The sequence below is a fragment of the Clostridium sp. genome, from assembly GCF_047777555.1.
Taxonomy (GTDB): domain Bacteria; phylum Bacillota; class Clostridia; order Clostridiales; family Clostridiaceae; genus Clostridium_H.
On the sequence record NZ_JBKEEV010000001.1, the window covers coordinates 173,441 to 195,855 of the forward strand.

A 22,415-nucleotide genomic window follows, 5' to 3' on the forward strand; every position below is an offset into this window, starting at 1 on the left:
TTAAAATAGTAAAAAGGAGTTCCACCATAGGGAACTCCTTTTTACATAACTACCTCTGCCTCTTTAACTGGTTGATTTTCTTCTTTTCCTAAACTTTTAATTCCTCTATATAAGAATATTGCAGTAATAATAGAAGAAATCGTATCTGCAACCGGTCCAGATATCCACACCCCATTTATTCCAAAAATTGTTGGCAAAATTAATAACATAGGTATTAATATTAGCACCTGTCTAGATAAAGATAAAAGCATAGATACTTTAGCTCTTCCTATAGCTTGGAAATAGTTAGCTCCAACTATTTGAAAGCCTATTAATGGAAGCATGCATAAAAATCTTCTTATGCCACTAACACCTATCTTTAGAAGTTCCTTATCATTACTATTAAATATTCCAATTATAGCTGCTGGGAACACTTCTACAGATATAAATCCTAAAATTCCAATCAAAACACCACCAATTATAGCTAATTTAAGTGTCTCCTTTATTCTGTCATATTGCTTAGCTCCATAGTTATATCCAATTATAGGCTGAGCTGCTTGGTTTACAGATATCATAGACATTATAATAACCATACTAACACTATTTATTATTCCCATGGCTCCAATGGCTAAATCTCCACCATAGTTTATTAATTGTTTATTTAACAATATATTTATAGCACTAGAAGCTATTTGTATAGCAAAAGGTGACATACCAATTGAAACAATTCCTATAACAATCTCTTTTTCTATTTTAAAATTTTCCTTTTTCAATTTTACCACACTATTTTTTCCTGTAAAATGAGAAATAACCCATATTGCACTTACAAACTGAGATATAATTGTAGCTAAAGCAGCTCCTTTAACTCCCATATGGAATACAAAAATAAAAACTGGGTCTAATATTATATTAAGCCCTGCTCCAATAAGCATTGTACACATAGCAATTTTAGGATTTCCCTCTGAACGAATTGTATTATTTAACCCAAAACCTGTATTTTGAAATACTGTTCCAAATAAAATTATTTCTAGATAATCATTAGCAAACTTTATTGTATTTCCACTGGCTCCAAAAGATCTAAGAAGTGGTCCTTTTATTATAAAGCATAATATACTTACAAATATAGATATGAGTATTAACATTATAAAAGCATTTCCAAGAACCTTATCTGCTTTATGCTTATCTTTTTTCCCCAAATTTATAGAAACAAGCACTGCTGTCCCCATTCCTATAAGCATACCAAATCCTTGCGCTATAATCATAATTGGGAAAGTAACACTTAATGCTGCTAGTGCTAAGGAACCAACTCCTCTTCCTATATATATTCTATCTACTATGTTATATAATGCACCAACCATTGTTCCAACTATAGCAGGAATGAAAAACTTTATCAAAAGTTTTAAAATCTTTTCTTGTCCCAATTCATTAGTTTTGTCCATACACATTTCCCCCTTTATAATATTATTTCAAACTAATATTTATCAACAAATCTATATTAAAATATAAATTTCATTTAATTCAGCCACATCCGCAACTGTATAATTATACACTATTTTTACTTTTATTTCAAGATTAAAGCTCTAAACATCAAGTTGCAAAGTTTAGCTCCTTTGCTTAATTTACGTACATTGGTGAGATACTAGAAATATTAGAACTTTTTTGGAAAAGTGAAGCTTTTATAAATGAAAATTCCATAGGTGATTTGAATATAAGAAAAATGCCAAGCATTTTTCTTATATTATATTCTGTAGACATAAAGCTGATGGAGTGCTCTCGTTGACATAACATACATTGCTTTATCTTCTGTTATGTTATTATTTTTTTCTCCTATTGCTATTACAGCATCAAACTCCAATCCTTTTGCAAAATATGAAGGTATTATTACTTCTCCTTTATTGTATACTATATCTTCCCTATCTATAATCTTTATTTTAGTATTCTTATTAATAATTGAAGCTATTGTTTTTGTCATATCAATATTTCTGCATATTATAGCTATACTTTCTAATCCTTCTTGTCTTAGATTGTGGATAGTTTTATCTATCTCATCACATAATGCATCTAAGCTAGAAAAATCCTTTTCTACAACCTCTTTTCCACTTCTAACTATAGGTAGGATTTTGTCCTCTTTTAAATACTTATTTGCATATTCCATTATTTCTTTAGTAGATCTATAACTTTTATTCAATGGGAAATATTCTACATTATCTAAGATCTCTTTAAGTCTCATCATAGGAACTTCCCCTAAGAAAGGTATAAGCCTTTGATTTCTATCTCCAACTATAGTATATCCTTTGCAATTTGTAAGTTCTTTAATTACCTTAAATTGAAGAAGGCTGTAGTCTTGAGCTTCATCTATTACAACATGCTTTATCTCATCATGTAGCTTTAATCCTTCTAATTTTATTTTTAAATATAAAATTGGAGCTAAATCATCTGCAGTTAAATCTTTATTTCTATTCAATCCATTATAAAGTTCTATACAGCTTTCATTGTTAAGCCATTCTAATGATTGCTTAGCCTTCATTACCTTCTGTATAACTTCACGTATCTTTATTTTTCTCTTAAAAATAATATTGCTTTCCTCCAAATTTCTCTGTTCTGCATTTAATTCGGATATGGCATTCCTATACCACTTTTCTATTTCTCTTATCTTTTCATCTCTTACATCTTTAATCTTAGAAAATAGTATTCTTTTTATCTTAGCACTTCTCCTAAATAAAGGCATATCCTTATAATATGCAAAAAGCTCCTCTATTGCTTCCTTTGGTACTATAATTTTCTCATCAAAGTATAAATCTTGAATTTTAAAATATTGATTATTTAAAAGACTTATAAACTTATCCAGTTCATTTATAAACTCATCTGATATTTTAAAGAGCATATCTTTTATAAATTCTTCATCCTTATTTATTATTCTTTCCATATACTCTCTAATGCTCATTACATTATCCAAATCCAATATGTCCAAAGCAAACTCTGTGAAGGTCTGTTGTTTTACTCCTATTTCTCCAAGGCTAGGTAGTACTGTTGAAATATACTCCATAAATATATCATTAGGTCCTAATATAAGAACTTTATCTTGAAGAGCCTTTCTATAATTATATAAAAGATAAGCTACTCTATGAAGAGCTATAGTTGTTTTACCACTTCCTGCAGTTCCATCTACTACAACTGTCTTATCTTTAGGCTGCCTTATTATATTGTCCTGCTCTGCCTGTATTGTCATTACTATATCTTTTAGCTTCTCTCCAGCGTTCTTGCTTAAAACTATTTGAAGGATTTCATCCTTTACCTCTAACTCTGAATCGAACATTCCAACAAGCTTTTCTTTTTTTATTATAAATTGCCTCTTTTCTTTAATGTCCACTGGAACTCTTCCAACAGGTGCTTCATAATATGCATCTCCTAGTTTCCCAGCATAAAACAAAGCTGCTACTGGTGCTCTCCAGTCTACCACCACTGGTTCATAAGAATTCTCTGGAGTAAGTCCAAATCTACCTATGTAAATTTTATCTTCTTCATCAAATTCTTTCTCCTTAAAATCAACTTTTCCAAAATACGGAGATGATTGGAGTACCGTCAACTCCTTAAATTTTCTATCTATAGTCTTAAAAGCTTCCTCTGTTACAAACCTTTCATGGTCAAAATAATCTATTAGCTTATCTTCATCATCTCTATATTCTTCCAAGGCTTTCTTTCTAGCTTCTACTAAGTATTCACTTAAACTTGTTCTCTTATCTATGTAATTTCTAATCTCTCTTTTTATTAAATCAACAGTTTCCTCTACCCTTTGTCTTTCCATTTCAAATTCAATTTCTTTTTTCACTTCAATTTCTAATTCTTTATTTTCCACTTAAATCATTCCTTTATATAAGTTTTAGATATATTATAAAATAGTACAATGCAATTTACACTGTACTATCTTATAGCCGCTAATATTTAATAATTATTCTATCTTATCTTCAGCATCATCTAAAGCAACAATTTCTTTAGCTTCTTCATCAATTTCTTCTTTAATAGTTTCTTCATTCTGTTCTTCAACAGTTTCTTCTTTACCGAAATTGTTAATCATATCCATAAACTCTTCTCCCATAAGGGTTTCTTTATCAATAAGTCTTTCCGATATAGCTGTTAATAATTCCTTATTTTCCTCTAATATTTTTATAGCCTTATCATGAGCCTCTTTTATAATCTTTAATGTTTCTTCATCAGCAAGGGCTGCTGTGTTATCACTGCAGTTTCTAATAGGTCTTCCATCAAGATATCTACTTGAAACTGATTCTAAGGCCATCATATCAAATCTATCTGTCATTCCATATATTGTAACCATGTTTCTAGCAGTTTGGGTTGCTTTTTCAATATCATTTGAAGCACCTGTAGAAATAGAATTAAACTCTACTTCCTCTGCGGCTCTTCCTCCAAGCATTACAGTTATTTGATCTATCATTTCTTCTTTGCTTACCAAATATTTTTCTTCTTCTGGAAGCTGCATAGTATACCCTAATGCTCCCATAGTTCTAGGAATTATAGTTATCTTGTGTACAGGATCTGTATGTTTTAGCAAAGCTGCAACCAAAGCATGACCTACTTCATGGAAAGCTACTATTCTCTTTTCTTTATCAGACATTATTCTGTCCTTCTTTTCTTTACCAGCAATAATTACTTCTACTGCTTCCTCTAAATCATGTTGAATTACTGCCTTTCTGCCATTTTTAACAGCAATAAGAGCAGCTTCATTTACTATGTTAGCAAGGTCAGCTCCTACTGCACCTGGTGTGGACTTTGCAATAGCATGCAAGTTTACATCATCAGACATTTTCACTTCTTTAGAGTGAACCTTTAATATGGCTTCTCTACCCTTTAAATCTGGAGTATCTACAATTACTCTTCTATCAAATCTACCTGGTCTTAAAAGAGCCTTGTCTAAAACCTCTGGTCTATTTGTTGCAGCAAGGATTACAACTCCTTTTGATGAGTCAAAGCCATCCATTTCTGCTAAAAGCTGATTTAAGGTTTGCTCTCTCTCATCATTTCCTCCACCGCTTATAGCACCATCTCTACTCTTTCCTATAGCATCAATTTCATCTATAAAAACTATACATGGAGCTTTTTCCTCTGCCTGCTTAAATAAATCTCTAACCCTAGCTGCTCCCATACCTACAAACATCTCTACAAAGCTCGAACCAGACAAAGAGAAAAATGCTACCTTTGCTTCCCCTGCTACTGCTTTTGCAAGCAAAGTTTTACCTGTTCCTGGAGGTCCTACTAAAAGTGCTCCCTTTGGAAGCTTTGCTCCTATCTCTACATATTTATCTGGATTGTGAAGAAAATCTACAATTTCAACTAATGACTCCTTAGCTTCATCTTGTCCTGCAACATCATTAAATGTTACTCCTGTTTCATTTTCTCCATAAATCTTAGCATTATTCTTTCCGAAGGACATTACTCCGCTGCCCATTCTTTTTTCCACAGAACCAAATATTATTCTTCCAATAAGCATAAACATAAATATAGGTAATATCCAGTTAATAAAGAAATTCTTTAATGGATCATTATTGCTTACAGGTCCATCATATTTTACGCCAGCGGCTTTTAATTTATCTATTAAAGGTCTTATATTAGTTTTTTCGATATTACTAGTATATTTTATTTTTTGATTAACTCCTTTTTTATCCTTTGGAACAATTATTATTTGATTATCACTTATTTGAACTTCTTCTATAGTCTTTTGCTCAACCATTTTTTCAAATTCACTATATTTTATATGCTCAGTTCTAGCACTTCTAAGCACTGAGTTTAATATAAGCAATAATATCATAACTCCAGTAATATAATATACAAGGTACTTAAATTTCTTGTTTTGGAACATTGCATGACCTCCTATCAAATCGGATGTTTCAACTAACTATATTATTATCATAAGTTGATCAATTGTTTCATTTACTGCATTTACTACTAATTCATAATGACTATTATACCTTTAATCATTGTACTCCACAAGGGTTTTATATTTATTAAAAGTCTTAACATTTAATGAATTAACTTGGCATAGATTAAATATGAGGAAATTGCACAATTAAACTTCCTCAATTATATTTAAAAATCATTACTTTTTGTTAATAATTAACTATTTTGTTCAGAAAAAGATAATAGCAAAGCTAAGGTGCTATTGCACCTGTGGATAACTTTTAAAACTAATAAATTTATCCTGCTTGCTTTAAATTTAAGTCGTTAGACTTCTGATTAACAGCAATAGTGCCTGCTACTAAAGCCATACAGTTTAGTAGAGCTACAACTTTTGCTTTTCTAATACCTGCTGAACGCAGATTATTAACATTTAGGTACTCTTTCAATCTTGAGTTACACCTCTCGATAGAGGTGCGTTGATTATAGAGTTTTTGCCAATCTTCACTGCTCCTAAGAGGATAAGAGTAATACCTATTATTCTCTTTATAGTTTACCTTTAGGCAAAATCCATAGTTTGAATTGCTACAATGCTTTGTTCCAAATGGACAATTAACCTTACCGGTTGCTTGGGGACATCTAAATTTAAGGTAGTCACCATCTTTTCCCCAGTAAGTTAATGGATATCCCATTGAGCATATGGGTTCAAACTTCTCATTAAATCCTTCTGGTGGAGCATACTGTGCCCTAGGATTGTAAGCTATAATTGGTTGTGCTTTAACATCGTGAGTAACATAATCATAAATCTTTTGAAAATCATAACCTTTATCCATAATAAAATGCTTAGGACTCAAAACTCCAGAGTACTTGGTGATGAACTTTTTTATCAGCGGAATAGCTAAATCTCCATCACTATAACTAGCGGGAGATAGCAATATGCTTAAGGGTAGTTCACTCTTGCAATCTGCCAGTATGTGAAGCTTAAATCCGAACCAACGTATTTTATTACCATCAGTATCGTTCTTAGCTCCCCAGTTTGGAGAAACAGCATCATTCTTAAGTTTGGATTTAGGTCTAGCTTTTTCAAAAGAATCAATTTTAGTAGAATCGATTGCTACATTTGAACCATCAACAATTCCTATACTAATGGCCTTTTTAACTAAACACTCGAAGTCATATTCCAATGAAGGTATTTTGGATAGCTTAGTTAAAAATCTACTAAAGGTTGATGCTGAAGGTGTTTTCTCTAAAATGTTAAAACCACAATTATACCTAAATATAGGATCAGTCTTAAGTCTATCGACTAACTTATTAAAATATTTAATTTTTTCAACTTGCATAGCAACTAAAGCATACAATAGTGCTAGCTCATTATGCCCTTTCGGGCCACGCGTAGCGTGTAGCTGGGCTAAACCATTTAATACATTTGAAAAATCTAGTTGGGCTAGAATTAATTCAAGCCTAGTTTTAGGTTGTAATTTTATTATTTCTTCAAAGGAAAATAGGCATTCTTGTCGAATATACATAAGTATTCACTCCTCTTTGTTGTGTATTTTTGGTGGTACTTAAATATTCGACATTTTGGGGTGAATTTCCTTTTTGAATAATAAAAAAGTTAGTAAAATCAATGATTATAAAATATGAAATTTACAAGTATTTAAAATACAAAAACAATATTGAAAAATTAAAACTGTGGGAAAGAAGCAACGTATATAGAAGGGAAATTCTTAAAGGAAGCAGTATTATTATAACAAATAGCCATATAGAAAGTGAAAGTATAAAGAAGGACTTTAATATAAATAAGATGTGTGAGGTCATTTATAATGGGGTAGAGGTAGAAGATGAAAACGTTCCTCTATATGGCATTAGGGAGAGATATAATTTAAATTCCTATGTTTTATGTGTAGGAAAGATACATCCTAAAAAGAATCAACTTACATTGGCAAAGGTATGCAGCAATTTAGGAATACAACTAGTTCTTATTGGAAGGATAAAAGATAAAGAATATTATAAAGAATGTATAAAGTATAAAAATGTTTTGTATCTAGGATTTATAGACAGCTATAATATTTATAATGCTTATAGATTTGCCAAACTTCATGCGCTTCCAAGTTATGTAGAAACCCCAGGATTTTCTTCGCTGGAAGCAGCAGCTAGTGGATGTAATATCATGTCAACTATGGAAGGAAGCGCAAAAGAATATTTTAAAGATATGGCCTTGTACTGTGACCCATATGATGAAGAAAGCATATATAAGGCTGTAGAAGAAGGAATTAGAAAACCTAAAAGCAAAGAATTAAAAAATTTTGTAAAAGAAAATTATTCTTGGGAAAACTATATAAATAAGCTCTACGAATGTTATGAAAAGATAATTTCTAATCATTAGTGTATAACCTATCTTATATAGGGTTGAATAAATATTATAAAAGGATACAATATAATTAACAAAAGCTGAAATAAAGGGGAGAGACATGTGCGGATTTATTCTTGGAATGTTAATGGACTTAGAGCCATAGAAAAAAAGGGATTTATAGATTGGATTAAAGAAGAACAGCCAGATATTTTATGCATACAAGAGACTAAAATTCAAAAGGAACAGATAAATGATAAGTTAAATAATATAGAAGGCTACAAATCTTATTTTTCATGTGCTGAGAGAAAAGGATATAGTGGAGTTGCAATATATACAAAAGAAGAACCTATTTCCGTTTCTTATGGCATTGGCATAGAAAAGTTCGACAGTGAAGGCAGAATATTAATATGTGAATATGATAATTTTATGTTATTTAATATATACTTTCCTAATGGACAAAGCAGTGAAGAAAGACTTAGTTATAAATTAGAGTTTTATGATGCTCTGTTCAAATACTGCGATAATCTAAAAGATAAGGGCAAAAAGCTTATAATATGTGGAGATTATAATACTGCCCATAAAGAAATAGACTTAAAAAACCCTAAAGCTAACAGCAAGACATCAGGTTTCTTACCTATTGAAAGAGAATGGATAGATAATATTATAAAGAGAGGATATATAGACACATTTAGGTACTTTCACCCAGATGAAGTTAAGTATTCTTGGTGGAGTTATCGATTTAATGCAAGGAAAAACAATGCAGGATGGAGGATTGATTACCACTTTGTATCTGACAATATGAAAGATGACATCATAGATGCTGAAATTCTGAATGAAGTTACAGGCTCGGATCATTGTCCTGTAGTATTAATTCTAAAATAACTAGTGGATAATCTATAGTTACTAATCACTAGGATGTAACTTCTAAATAAAGAGCTTTAATGCCTAAGGTTCTAGGGAATGAAATAACTAAGCTTGAATTATTTCATTCCTAGAACCTTTTAACACGTTTTTTGACTTTTTGTTCTACTTTCTTCGCTTTAAATTATTCTTCTAAACTCAGCGCAGCGCCTAAACTTTTCCACCTTCTCACTGCTCTTGTTGGTTCTACACTGCTCTTATTACTCCGCATGCAAGTCTTTTTCCAGCATTTCCTGAAGGCTGACTTCTATAATCATCTGGATTTTCATGTATGATAATGGATTTTCCTATTATATCATTTACTTTAAACTTATTAGTAAAAAAGCTCATTCTAGCCACTCCATTATTAGAAAATAAAACTGGGAAATCTCCGGCATGGTTTCCATGAGGCTGATTTGTAGGATTCCAATGACCGCCAGCCGCTTTAAAAGGATCTTTTGAATTACCTACTTCGCAAGAACCATTCTCGTGAATGTGAAATCCGTGAGGCCCTACAGGTGGCTTATCTCCTTTTCCTGGTTTATATTCTGGAAGACCAGTTACATAAGCGTAAACTTCTGTTCCATTAGAAACTTCCCTGAAGTAAACTGTACCGTTAATATTAGGTGCAAGAGGTCCTCCTTTTATAATTGCAACTGCCCAGTTTTCTTGAATAGAGCTATCTTGTGAGTTTCTGAAGTATACATTATTATAGTAAGGATTAGGATGACCATAAGAGTAATAAGATGGCATTCCATAATCATAAAACATTGTTGTACCTCCATTAAATTTATAACTATAATATTTTATGTTTTATTTATATATAAGGTAACATTAACTTTCAAAGATTAAGATAAAGATTTAAGCAGAAAGTTGAGTAAATTAAGGAGGTTTACATAATAATATAAAGTATGAAAATGCACTATTTATATGTATTATCGGAAAATTTAGGATATAAGGTCATGTTATTGCTGACAAATTTAATAATTATGTGTAGTAAATTTGCAATTTTACTAAAAAAAGTGATATTATGATAACGTACCTATATTAAACCATCAAGAGTTTGCGATAATAATTAGATAATATTACAAAAGGAGAGATCATAATGAAGCGCAAATTACAATCAAAACAAGGATCTATTAAATTTAAAATATTTGTGGTTCCACTAATTACGATACTTGCAATAGTGGCATTTATATCTGTAGCTGCAATAAATTTAATTAAAGTGAGATTAACAAATCAAGTACATGAAAGTGGAATTAATCTTGCTAATCAGATAACTCAGCAAGTTGAGAAGAGCAGTAGCGCAGTAAGCGCGTTAAATGAAGTTATAGAGACTCGAATAAAGACTTTAGGAAACTTTTTGGTTAATGGTAGCAAATGGGATAATAATTACTTAGCAGCATTAGCAAAACAATTTGAGGTAGATGAAATAAATGTAACAGATCCACAGGGGAAAGTAATTTACTCTAATTTACCTACAAGTCTAGGCGCAGTTTTTGATAGTAATCATATTTCATATTCAGTCTTAAAGGGTGAAAAGTCCATATTTATGGAGAATATAAGAAAGAGTAGAGAGACTAATGATTATTATAAGTATGGATATGTAAGAAAAAAAGATGGTGGAATGGTGCAAATAGGAATACTCTCAAATAAGATTCAAGAGCTAAGTGAGAGCTTAGATATTCAAGCCTTACTTCAAGAATTAACAGAAGATAAAAGTGTAGTTTATGCAAATTTTTTAGATAAAAATTTGAGTATAACAGCTAGCACTAATAAGGAATCAATAGGAAAGACTATTGATAATGACAATATAAGGCAGTGTATATTAAATAAAAAAGTTCATTCACAGGAATTATTATTAGAAAACGGTAAAAAGGTACATAACGTAATAGTCCCGATTTATAAAGATAATACTAACATAGGAGTAATAGATATAGGACTTGATATTGATAATGTTTCAAAGACTATTACAAATATGGTATGGATGATTGTGTGTATAGGTATAATAGCATTTGTAGTAGCTTCATTTATCATGGTAAGAGTAGCTGCAAATATAATAAATCCTCTTAAGCAGCTAGTGGTAGTTTCTGAAAATATAGCGAATGGTGAATTTAATAATGAAATAAACATTAAAAACAATGATGAAATAGGATTATTAGCATCAAGTTTTAATCATATGACAAATAGCTTAAGACAAATAATTGGAGTAATAAAAGATGAAGCAACTAAAGTAAGTGATATGGCAGCACAATTAGCTGGTGATGCAGAACAAATGAATGGAATATCTAATGAAGTTGCAAGTGCAATTCAAGATGTAGCACAAGGTTCATCACAACAATCAAATGATTTAACAGAAGCAGTGGATAATATGTCCAATTTAGCTAAGGAACTTGAAAATATAAATAATAAAATTTTAAATGTTAAAAAGAGTTCAGATAAAACAAAAGAAAAGGCTATTGTAGGAAAAGAGCAAATAGATATTCTTTTAAAATCTATTGATAATATAAAAGATTCGTTTAAAATTGTAAATGAAAAAACTAACAGCTTAAATTTAAGTGTATCACAAATTGGAAGTATAGCTGATGTTATAAATAGTATATCAGAGCAGACCAATCTTTTAGCATTAAATGCAGCTATAGAAGCATCAAGAGCTGGAGAAGCAGGAAGAGGATTTGGAGTAGTTGCAGAAGAAATAAGAATTCTTGCTGAACAATCAAAAGAGTCTACACAAGAAATACAAAGATTGATTAAGACCATTAGTGATGAGACTTCTGATGTAATAACTACATCTGATAGTGTAAACAGTCTTATAGAGGAACAGGTTAATACAGTAGAAAATACAATAACATCTTTTAATAATATGTTAGAAGCTGTATCTAACATAAAACCTTTAGTAGATGATACTTATATATCATTGGAAAATACAATAAAATCTAAAGACATAGTTATGGGTAAGATAGAATCTGTAACTACTATTGCTGAAGACACCACATCTTCTTCAGAGGAAATTTCAGCATCTTCAGAAGAAATGACTGTAGCTACAGATGAAGTTGCTAGGTTTGCAGAAAAATTAAATGAGGTAGTAAAGGAACTTAATGAAGAAACAAGTAAGTTTAAGCTATCTTAATATAGTATAAAGATATTTTTATAATTATAAAATGCTAATGACAGTACTTTCTTAAAATTATGATATATAAGAATGTAGTATAACATAAAGATTTCTAAACTTAAGTCGAATTGAAAAATCGACTTAAGTTTAGAAATCTATTTATTTTATTGTGAATACAGAATTTTTATACATATATTTTTCTCATGACATCTTTATATTGTAAAGTGGCTATTTTACGCTAATACTATATATAGAGCTTATAAGTGCTAAGAGATAGACATTGTTTAAGATGATGTTTTTTTGTTATAATGTATATTTAGATGTAAAAAAAGGTCGAGGAGATGTAAATATATGAGCAAAATTGAGCTATTGGCTCCAGCAGGCAGCATGGAGAGTCTTTATGCTGCAGTGCAGAATGGCGCAGATGCAGTATATCTTGGAGGAACTAAGTTTTCAGCAAGAGCGTACGCTTCAAACTTTGATGAAGAGAATATGATTAAGGCAGTGGAATACTGTCATTTATATAATGTTAAAATATATGTTACTGTTAATATCTTATTAAAAGAGAGTGAAATTGTTGAAGCCTTAGAATATATAAAATTTTTATATGAGATAGGAGTAGATGCTTTAATAATTCAAGATACAGGTATAGCTGAGTTAGTGAAAAGAAACTTTCCAGATTTTGAGATCCATGCATCTACTCAAATGACTATACACAATGGAGAAGGAGCAATTTTGTTAAAAAAATTAGGCTTTTCAAGAATTGTTCTTTCAAGAGAATTATCTTTGGATGAAGTAAAGTATATATCTAAGGATTTAGGAATTGAAACAGAAATTTTTGTTCATGGAGCTTTATGTATATGTTATTCCGGGCAATGTCTTATGAGCAGTATGATTGGTGGAAGAAGTGGAAACAGAGGAAGATGCGCTCAACCATGTAGACTACCTTATGATATAATCAATAAGAAAACAGGAAAATCACATAAAGGATATATCTTAAGTCCAAAAGATGTTTGTACCATAGAAAATGTAAAAGAAATAATAGAAAGTGGAACAAGTTCTTTGAAAATAGAAGGAAGAATGAAAAGATCAGAGTATGTAGCAGGAGTAGTATCATCTTATAGAAAAGCAATAGATGGAGCTTATAAAGAATTAGGAATTGATGATGGGCATTTAGATAATGTTTCTATAAAAGATGAAAAGAAAAAACTTCTTCAACTGTTTAACAGAGAGGGATTTTCAAAGGCATATATGTTTGGAAATATAGGACGTGATATGATGTCTTATAATTTTCCTAAAAATACAGGAGTTTTTTTAGGAAAGGTGAATAAAGATTTAACTATTAGGTTAGAAGAAGATATAAGGCTTCAGGATGGGGTAAGATTTGGTAATGAAGGTTTTACTGTTTTTAAGATAGTTAAAAATTCTAAAGACGTAGAAGAGGCCTATAGAGGAGATGTTGTTAAATTAAAGCCTACTAAATATAAAGCAGGAGATATGCTTTATAAAACTTCTGATACTAAGATGCTCAGTGTTTTAGCTAAATCCTATGAAAATGTATATGGAAGGAAAACAGATATAGAATTAGAAGTGAAATTTAAGGTAGGAGAACCTATAGTTTTAAATACTTGTTGTAATAATAAGAAATACAAAGTTATTGGGGACGAAGTACAAAAGGCTTTGAATAAGCCTATGGACAAAGAAAAATTAAGCAAAAATCTAAGAAAAACAGGAGATACGCCTTTTGAAATTGTAAATATTGACTTTGATGAATTTGAAGAGGGATTTTTACCTGTATCATCTATAAATGCAGTTCGTAGAGAACTAATAGAAAAAATAATGGAGGATTTAAAAAAAGTAGGAAAAAGAAGCTTTGAAAAAGGCTTAGATTTTAATATAAGATTCGATAAAGAAAATATAAGCAATATAGAAGGAAATTTAGTTGTAGTTACTACAAGGGAGCAGCTTAAAGCAGCTGAGGAATGTGAAGTTGAAAACATTGCAGTAGAATTCTTTATGAGAAGTTGTGATATAAAATTAGAAGAAGTAAAATGTAAAAATCTTTATATAAAAACCTCAAGCATTGTAAAGGATGAGTTTGAAATTGTATGTAAAGTTATAGAAAAAAACTTATCTAATATAAAGGGAATAATAACTTCAAATTTAGGACTAATAAATAGATTTAGAGGAAAAACTGAAATAATTGGAGATTATAAATTAAACATTTTTAATAGCTATAGTTTAGAATTTTTCGAGAAGATGATAGATGCAGCTACTATAAGCCTAGAGTTAAACAAAAAAGAAATACAGGAATTTATAAAAAGAGCAGCTGTGCCTTGTGTTTTCTTTTTATATGGAAAGCCAGAACTTATGGTTAGTGAATATTGTCCTATAGGGAGTGTTTTTGCAAGGAAGGATAGCAGTAATGAATGCAAAGGTGAATGTGAGAAGGGCAGATTCCTGTTGAAAGACAGAAAGGGAGAAGAAATGGTAATAAACACAGATAAGTTCTGCAGAAGCCATATATATAATTCTTCTTCAATCAATTTAATACCTAATTTAGATGAAATTAAAAATATGAATATTTCTTTATTTAGGCTGGACTTTGTAGATGAGGATTATGAAAATACTATAAATATACTTAAAAGTTTTAAAAAAGGAAAATTTGAAGGAGACTTTAGAGATTACACAAGAGGTCATTTTAAAAGGGGAGTAGAATAGATGAATGATAAAGCTTTAAAGGTTTTAGAATTTGGTAAGATAAAAGAACAATTAAAAAAGCATACTACAACTTCAGCAGCAAAGGATTTGATAAATAAGCTAGAGCCTTATTCCAGTGCTTATGAAGTCAGAGAACATTTAGAGGAAACAAAAGAAGCCTTTCAGTTATTGATAAAAAAGGGGAACCCTCCTTTTGAGGGAATGTATGATGTAAGAGAAGGTATTACAAAAGCTGAAAAAGGTTTTTCTCTTCTTCCAGTACAGCTTTTAAGAATTGCTAATCTTTTAAGATGTGCTAGAAGATTTAAAGCATATATAAGTCATAAAGAAGAAGAGGAATCCTTTAGAGTTATAGAAGACATATGTGAAGGATTAATTCCTATAAAAAAACTAGAAGATGATATATATAACGCTATTTTGGGAGAAGATGAGATTTCAGATAGGGCAAGTGCAGCTTTATATAATATAAGAAGGAGTTTAAACGATAAGACTTCATCTATAAAGTCAAAGGTAAACTCTTTAGTTAGGAATTATGCCCAGTATCTCCAGGAGAGCATATATACCATAAGAGGAGAAAGATATGTACTTCCTGTGAAGGTGGAATATAAAGGAGCTGTTCCGGGACTTGTACATGATCAGAGTTCTTCAGGAGCTACTCTTTTTATAGAACCTATGAGTCTAGTTGATCTAAATAACGAAATCAAAGAATTAAGACTTAAGGAAAAGGCGGAAATAGAAAGGATACTGCAAGAATTATCAGGAAAAGTTTACGACAATATAGATATAGTAAAAAATAATGCTAACATACTTTGGGAACTAGATTTTATATTTGCAAAAGCAAAATATGCTGGAAGTATAAATGGAATTTGCCCTAAAGTCAATGAAAATGGACATTTCAATATTTTTAGAGCAAAACACCCATTAATAGACCCTAAAGTAGTAGTTGCTAATGATATTTATTTAAGAGAAGGTATAACTTCTTTGGTTATTACTGGACCTAATACAGGTGGAAAAACCGTTACTTTAAAAACTGTTGGTCTTCTTCATATAATGGCTATGAGCGGACTTATGATTCCAGCAGGTGAAGGTTCTGAAATAAGTTTCTTTAAAGAAATTTTTGCAGATATTGGAGATGAGCAAAGTATAGAGCAGAGTTTATCCACATTCTCTTCCCATATGACAAATATAGTAAGAATCATAAATAATGCAGATGAAAAATCCTTAGTTTTATTTGACGAATTGGGGGCAGGAACAGATCCAACAGAAGGAGCAGCTCTTGCAGTTTCTATATTAGAAAATTTGAGAAAAAGGGAAACAAAACTTATAGCTACCACACACTATAGTGAGCTTAAAGCTTATGCTTTAAAAACAGATGGGGTAGAAAATGCTTCTGTAGAGTTTGATGTAGAAACATTAAGGCCAACTTATAGACTTTTAATCGGAGTTCCAGGAAAATCCAATGCCTTTGAAATATCTAAAAGGCTTGGACTTCCAGATTATATTATAGATGATGCAAGGAAGGGTATATCAGAAGAAACCCTTAAGTTTGAAGATCTAATTCAATCTCTTCAGGATAAAAACATAAAAGCACAAAAGTATCAAAGAGAAGCGGAAAATGCGAGAGAAGAAGCAATAAAGCTTAAGGAAAAGTACGAGGAAAAGTTAGACAAATTTCAAAATATAAGAGAAAAAGCTATCTTGGAAGCCCAAAGAGAAGCTAAAAGAATTGTTAAAGAATCCAAAGAAGAAGCAGATAAAATTTTAAAGGATATTAGAGAACTGGAAAGAATGGGTTATTCTTCTGATGTACGCCAAAAACTAGAGGAAAATAGAAAAAAATTAAAAGAGAAACTAGAAAATGTAGAAGAAGCTATGTATAAAAGAGAAGATGAAGGACAGGGACTCGATAAAGTATATGAAGGGCAGGAAGTTTACCTTACCAAGTTTAATACTAAAGCTGTAGTTCTTACATTGCCAGACAATAAAGGTGATGTTCAAGTTCAAGCTGGAATTATGAAAATAACTGTAAATATAAAGGATTTAAGAGCATCAGGCACTAATAAGGATGAGAAGAAAAAGAATAAGAAGAAAGAAATGAATTTAAATTTAAGACAGGTATCTTCCTCTGTGGACTTAAGAGGTATGGATTCTGAAGAAGCTTTATATACAGCAGATAAATATTTAGATGATGCTTATTTAGGAGGCCTTGGAGAAGTGACTATAATTCATGGTAAAGGTTCAGGAATTTTGAGAAAGGCCATTAACGATATGTTGAAAAGACATCCTCATGTTAAGAGCTATAGACTTGGAGAATACGGAGAAGGCGGAAGTGGAGTTACGGTAGTGGAGCTTAAATAGAAAGGAAAGAAAAAATGATAGTGATCAGTGCATGTCTTTGTGGAGTTGATTGTAAATACAACGGAAAAAATAATTTTAATGAAAAGGCTGTTAAGCTTTTTAAGGAAGGAAAAGCTATATTAATATGTCCAGAGCAGCTTGGTGGGCTTACCACCCCAAGGGTTCCTCATGAGATTTATAGAGGAACTGGAGCTGATGTATTAGACAGCAAAGCAAAGGTTATAAGCAGAGATGGAAAAGATTCTACAGATAAGTTTGTAAAAGGGGCTTATGAAGCTTTAAAAATTGCAAAGAGTGTAGGTGCTAAAAAGGCTATTTTAAAATCAAAAAGCCCTTCTTGCGGCTGCGGTATAATTTATGATGGAAGCTTTAGTGGAATTTTAACAAAAGGAAATGGTGTTACTGCAGAGCTATTTCTTAGAAATGGAATAGAGGTTATTACAGAAGAAACTTTGGAAAAATAATTCGCATAGACTATTTTTATTGTTCAGTTTTGTAGTATAATAATATAGTAAAATTTATACTATTACCTAAACTTATATAAGTTTAGGTAATAAATTTATCTCGGAAAGGAAGTAGCTTATATGGATTACAAGGAAGTTTTAAAGAACGCAAGGATTAATCTTAATGGAAGCTGTAGAGTATGCCCTTCATGCAACGGAGTTGCCTGTGCAGGAGAAGTGCCTGGTATGGGAGGAAAAGGAACTGGTGAGGCGTTTAAGGCAAATTATGAGTCTTTAAATTCTTACAAGTTAAATATGAGGGTTATACACGATGCTAAAGATCCTGATACTTCAATTGAGATTTTTGGGAAAAAGATGGATATACCTGTTTTTGCGGCTCCAGTTTCAGGTACTACTTTAAACATGGGCGGAAAGTTTACAGAAGAGGAATATATATCTTGGGTAATAGGTGGATGCTTAGATGCAGGAATATATCCTATGGTAGGAGATACTGCTGTTGATTCATTCTTAATTACAAATCTTGAACAACTAGGGAAGTTTAGAGGAGAAGGAATAGTATTCATTAAGCCTTGGGAAAATGCAAACGTAATCAAGAAAATAAAAATGGCTGAAGAAGCAGGAGCCTTTGCAGTAGGAATGGATATAGATGCCTGTGGATTAATTACTCTAGCTCTTCATGGAAAACCTGTAATGCCAAAAACTGTAGAAGAAATAAGAGAAATAGTAAAAAGTACAAAACTTCCATTCATATTAAAGGGAATAATGACTCCAGATGAAGCTGAACTAGCAGTGGAAGCAGGGGTAGATGCTATAGTAGTTTCAAATCATGGAGGAAGAGTTCTTGATCAAACTCCAGGAGTAGCCGAGGTTCTTCCAGAAATAGCTGAAAGGGTTAAAGGTAAAATTACAATATTAGCTGATGGAGGAATTAGAAGTGGTGTAGATGTACTAAAAATGATAGGTCTTGGTGCAGATGCAGTTTTAATAGGAAGACCATTTGTAACAGCTTCTTTTGGTGGACAAAGGGAAGGTGTTAAGACCTATGTAGAAAGCTTAAAGGCAGAATTAAAGTCAGCTATGGTTCTTACAGGTTGTAAAGATATTAAGAGTGTGGATAAGAGAATAATATACTAGATATAATATAAATGTGTAGAATTCTAACAATGAATTTTACACATTATTTTAAAAGTGTACTTTTAGAGTAGGAGGAAAAAATGAGTATATACACACCAGCATCGGAAAATATATTAAAAAAAGTAGAAAAATATCTAGAAAGAGGAGAATCTGTAAGCGTATCAGAGGAATTTCTGTGTAAGGGAGAGAGCTATAGACAAGTTTTGATGGTTAAAAAAACTTTGAAAAAAATAGAGACGAGATTTTTATATGTAAATAAAGATGATAATGTAGTAGAAGATGAAACACTTCAAAGAGAGCTTTCTAAATTATCTTATTATTTAAATGTATTTTTTAATGATGAAAGTGAGCTAAGCATAAAGAAAGCTTTAAAAAGTGATGAAGTTAGAGAAAGAGAGATAAATGACTTAAAAGATGTGAGTGAAAGTCTGAAAGTGCTTCAACATGATGGATTAAAAGAAGCAGGTCAGGTTAGAGACATTACTGATAAACTTCAAGATATTATTAAAAAGTACAACGATAAAGTTGATGAAATAAATTTAGCAGTTGATGAGTATAAAAAAGAAGGCGTAAAATTTAGTGAAGAAATTTTATCAAAATTATATCCAATGTATGAAGAAGGATTGTTGATAAAATATGAGAAAGCTAAGCTTATATCAAAAGGTAAAGAAAGCTATGAGATAATAAAAAAATTTTGTGGTAAAAGAAAAGCTTCTAATCTTTTTAATAGAAAGAGAGTTAGAGCATATACAAAAATAATATATACTATGGAGTATTATAAAAGATTTGTTGATAATTATGAAAAAATAATCGATATGAATAAAAGAGAATATCTAAACTATATAAAAGAAAGTGAAAATGACTATATTGAAAAAAGATTTCAATTAATAAAATAAACTAAATTATAATATTTCTACTGAAATATGTATAATATTATTCCTTCTGTTAATAATAGAAAAAGATAGGAGGGATAATAATGGAAACCTTAAAAGGTATAGAAAGGACAAAAACTTCACTGCATTCTGCAAAAAGAGACAGAAGAAAAGGATTAGTTCCTGGAGTGCTTTACGGTTCAAAAACGAGGAATATGCTATTTGAAATAGGAGAATTAGAATTAAACAAGAAGATTTCTAAAATAGGAGAACATGGGGCAGTTAATTTAAAAATCAATAATGAAAATTATAACGCTTTAATAAAAGAGATACAAAAGGATGCTGTTACACAAAAGATAATTCATATTGATTTACAAGAATTAAATGAAGATAATGTTATTCAAACTGAAGTGCCTTTAGTCTTTTTAGGAGAAGGTTTGTCGAAAGATGGAGGTATAATTCAAAAAGAAAAAAGCAGCATAAAGGTTCAGGGAAAATATAATAGAATCCCTAAATCTATTCATGTAGATGTTTCTAGTATGCATATAGGTGACGTATATAGAATATCAGATTTAGAAATTTCAAATGAAATATCCTTTATGGAAGAACCTAATACCGTATTAGCTGTAGTAAGTCGCGCTAGTACAAGCGGAGATGGCAGTGATAATAATATAAATGGTAGTATTAATTCAACTACAGATAAAAAGCCGCCTGTAGAAAAAAAATAAATCTTTTGTAGGACTGGTTAAGTCAGTCCTTTTACTTTTTTTGTAAAAAATATATTGCCAATTTATTATTTTATTGTATAATTACTTTAGTAGTTGGTACAAGGAGGTATAAAATGAATTACTTAGAAAAGTATAATATGTGGTTGGATTCAGAAATAATTAATGAAAAAACCAAAGAAGAATTGAGAAATATAAATGAAGAAAAAGAATTAGAAGATAGATTTTATAAGGATTTAGAGTTCGGTACTGGAGGACTTAGAGGAATTATAGGTGCAGGTTCTAATAGAATGAACGTTTATACTGTAGGAAAAGCAACTCAAGGGTTAGCAGAATATTTACTAAATAAGTACCGTGGAGAGGATATATCTGTAAGTATTGCCTATGATTCTAGAAATATGTCCAAAGAATTTGCAGAATCTGCGGCGTTAACCTTGTGTGCAAATGGAATAAAAGTCAATTTGTTCGAATCCTTGAGACCTACGCCAGTTTTATCTTATACAGTAGGCTATTTAAAAAGTAAGGCAGGGATTGTTATAACAGCATCTCACAATCCAAAGCAATATAATGGATATAAGGTATATGGAGAAGATGGAGGACAAGTAACTGATAAGGCGGCTAAAGAAATTTTATCATTTATAAATAATATTGATGATTTTTCTAAAATTAAATCTATAGATATAGACGAAGCTAAAAAAAGTGGTCTTTTAAGGATTATAGGAGATGAAGTTGATAATACATATATAGATAAGGTAAAGAATTTAAGCATAAGAAAAGACTTGATAAAGGAAAAAGCTAAGGAATTAAAGATAATATACACTCCTCTTCATGGTACCGGAAATATACCTGTTAGGAGAGTGTTAAAAGAATTAGGTTATGAAAATGTTTTTGTTGTAAAAGAACAGGAAATGCCAAATGGGAACTTTCCTACAGCAGAGTACCCTAATCCAGAAGAACCAAAGGTATTTAATTTGGCATTAAAGATGGCAAAAGAGATTGAGCCAGATATTATATTTGGAACAGATCCTGACTGTGATAGGATAGGAGCAGTTGTTAAGGATAATAAAGGAGAATATAGAGTTTTAACAGGTAATATGATGGGAGCTCTATTAACTGAGTATATATTATCCTCTTTAAAAGAAAAAGGAAGCCTTCCTAAAAACGGGGTGTTAATAAAGACCATTGTTACTACTGATATGGCAGCTGAGATTGCAAAATCTTTTAATGTAGAAGTCATGGATGTATTGACTGGATTTAAATATATAGGTGAAAAGATAAAAGAATTCGAAAAGACTGGAGATAAGTCCTACATATTTGGATTTGAAGAAAGTTATGGATATTTAGCAGGAACCTTCGTAAGAGATAAGGATGCAGTAATAGCATCAATGCTTATATGCGAAATGGCATTATATTATAAACAAAAGGGAATGAGCCTTTATGACGGTCTTATGAATTTATATGAAAAGTACGGCTTCTTTAAAGAAGAATTAGTATCCATAAAGTTAGAAGGAAAGGATGGACAAGAAAAGATATCAAAAATACTAGAGCACCTAAGACATTCTATGAAGTCAGATTTAAATGGTATAAGAATAGTAAGAAAGCTAGATTACAAAAAAGGAATAGAAAAGGATTTAATAACACTAACAGAACATGTTATAGATTTGCCAGAATCTAACGTTCTTAAGTTTATTTTAGAAGACGGTTCATCTTTTGTAGTAAGACCTTCAGGAACAGAACCAAAGATGAAAATATATTTGTCGGTTAAAGGTAATAGCATAACAGATGCTGAAGGAAAAATGAACAATTTAAAGGAGTCTGTTATGGAGATAATTAACAACTCATGTAATGCATAAGCTTAATTAACTGCGATATTTTTCGCAGTTAATCTAT

At 30.9% G+C, this 22,415-nt stretch carries 15 protein-coding genes; 10 read left to right on the forward strand and 5 right to left on the reverse strand.

Annotated elements, in window-relative coordinates; translation table 11 throughout:
* Nucleotides 1-41: 41 nt before the first annotated feature.
* The 4 genes from ACFWTK_RS00855 to ACFWTK_RS00870 form a co-directional block, all read right to left on the reverse strand.
* Complete coding sequence (locus ACFWTK_RS00855; protein ID WP_415874267.1) at nucleotides 42-1,418, reverse strand: MATE family efflux transporter; 1,377 nt, start codon at nucleotides 1,416-1,418, stop codon at nucleotides 42-44.
* A 299-nt stretch (nucleotides 1,419-1,717) separates the two neighbouring features.
* A complete protein-coding gene (locus tag ACFWTK_RS00860) occupies nucleotides 1,718-3,835 on the reverse strand; it encodes a HelD family protein (RefSeq protein ID WP_415874268.1) in 2,118 nt (705 codons plus the stop codon).
* Nucleotides 3,836-3,928: 93 nt separating this feature from the next.
* Nucleotides 3,929-5,851 carry an ATP-dependent zinc metalloprotease FtsH gene (gene ftsH, locus ACFWTK_RS00865; RefSeq protein ID WP_415874269.1) on the reverse strand — a complete coding sequence of 641 codons (1,923 nt, stop codon included), beginning with the start codon at nucleotides 5,849-5,851 and terminating at the stop codon, nucleotides 3,929-3,931.
* Nucleotides 5,852-6,185: 334 nt separating this feature from the next.
* On the reverse strand, nucleotides 6,186-7,412 hold the full coding sequence (locus ACFWTK_RS00870; RefSeq protein ID WP_415874270.1) for a transposase: 1,227 nt from the start codon (nucleotides 7,410-7,412) through the stop codon (nucleotides 6,186-6,188).
* Nucleotides 7,413-7,513: 101 nt separating this feature from the next.
* Here ACFWTK_RS00870 and ACFWTK_RS00875 point away from each other — a divergent pair, with 101 nt between their 5' ends.
* Complete coding sequence (locus ACFWTK_RS00875; protein ID WP_415874271.1) at nucleotides 7,514-8,272, forward strand: glycosyltransferase; 759 nt, start codon at nucleotides 7,514-7,516, stop codon at nucleotides 8,270-8,272.
* Nucleotides 8,273-8,359: 87 nt separating this feature from the next.
* Nucleotides 8,360-9,121 (forward strand): exodeoxyribonuclease III, encoded by a 762-nt coding sequence (locus tag ACFWTK_RS00880; RefSeq protein ID WP_415874272.1) that lies wholly within the window; start codon nucleotides 8,360-8,362, stop codon nucleotides 9,119-9,121.
* Nucleotides 9,122-9,346: 225 nt separating this feature from the next.
* On the opposite strand, the gene ACFWTK_RS00885 is transcribed toward ACFWTK_RS00880, so the two are convergent.
* Nucleotides 9,347-9,910 carry a superoxide dismutase family protein gene (locus ACFWTK_RS00885; protein WP_415874273.1) on the reverse strand — a complete coding sequence of 188 codons (564 nt, stop codon included), beginning with the start codon at nucleotides 9,908-9,910 and terminating at the stop codon, nucleotides 9,347-9,349.
* A 334-nt stretch (nucleotides 9,911-10,244) separates the two neighbouring features.
* Between ACFWTK_RS00885 and ACFWTK_RS00890 the strand changes: the two genes are divergently transcribed.
* The 8 genes from ACFWTK_RS00890 (at nucleotide 10,245) to ACFWTK_RS00925 (ending at nucleotide 22,378) form a co-directional block, all read left to right on the forward strand.
* On the forward strand, nucleotides 10,245-12,269 hold the full coding sequence (locus ACFWTK_RS00890) for a methyl-accepting chemotaxis protein (RefSeq protein WP_415874274.1): 2,025 nt from the start codon (nucleotides 10,245-10,247) through the stop codon (nucleotides 12,267-12,269).
* A 333-nt stretch (nucleotides 12,270-12,602) separates the two neighbouring features.
* On the forward strand, nucleotides 12,603-14,972 hold the full coding sequence (locus ACFWTK_RS00895; protein WP_415874275.1) for a U32 family peptidase: 2,370 nt from the start codon (nucleotides 12,603-12,605) through the stop codon (nucleotides 14,970-14,972).
* On the forward strand, nucleotides 14,973-17,330 hold the full coding sequence (locus ACFWTK_RS00900) for an endonuclease MutS2 (protein WP_415874276.1): 2,358 nt from the start codon (nucleotides 14,973-14,975) through the stop codon (nucleotides 17,328-17,330). It begins immediately after the preceding gene.
* A gap of 14 nt (nucleotides 17,331-17,344) precedes the next feature.
* On the forward strand, nucleotides 17,345-17,794 hold the full coding sequence (locus ACFWTK_RS00905) for a DUF523 domain-containing protein (RefSeq protein WP_415874277.1): 450 nt from the start codon (nucleotides 17,345-17,347) through the stop codon (nucleotides 17,792-17,794).
* Between the two features lie 120 nt (nucleotides 17,795-17,914).
* The gene (locus tag ACFWTK_RS00910; protein ID WP_415874278.1) at nucleotides 17,915-18,928 is read left to right on the forward strand and encodes an alpha-hydroxy-acid oxidizing protein; all 1,014 of its coding nucleotides are present in this window, start codon (nucleotides 17,915-17,917) and stop codon (nucleotides 18,926-18,928) included.
* 80 nt (nucleotides 18,929-19,008) lie between these two features.
* On the forward strand, nucleotides 19,009-19,824 hold the full coding sequence (locus tag ACFWTK_RS00915; RefSeq protein WP_415874279.1) for a hypothetical protein: 816 nt from the start codon (nucleotides 19,009-19,011) through the stop codon (nucleotides 19,822-19,824).
* Nucleotides 19,825-19,904: 80 nt separating this feature from the next.
* Entirely contained in the window at nucleotides 19,905-20,528 is a 624-nt protein-coding gene (locus tag ACFWTK_RS00920) for a 50S ribosomal protein L25 (RefSeq protein WP_415874280.1), read from the forward strand.
* Nucleotides 20,529-20,641: 113 nt separating this feature from the next.
* Nucleotides 20,642-22,378, forward strand: coding sequence for a phospho-sugar mutase (locus tag ACFWTK_RS00925; RefSeq protein ID WP_415874281.1), 1,737 nt, complete (start codon nucleotides 20,642-20,644; stop codon nucleotides 22,376-22,378).
* The last annotated feature ends 37 nt before the right edge of the window (nucleotides 22,379-22,415 follow it).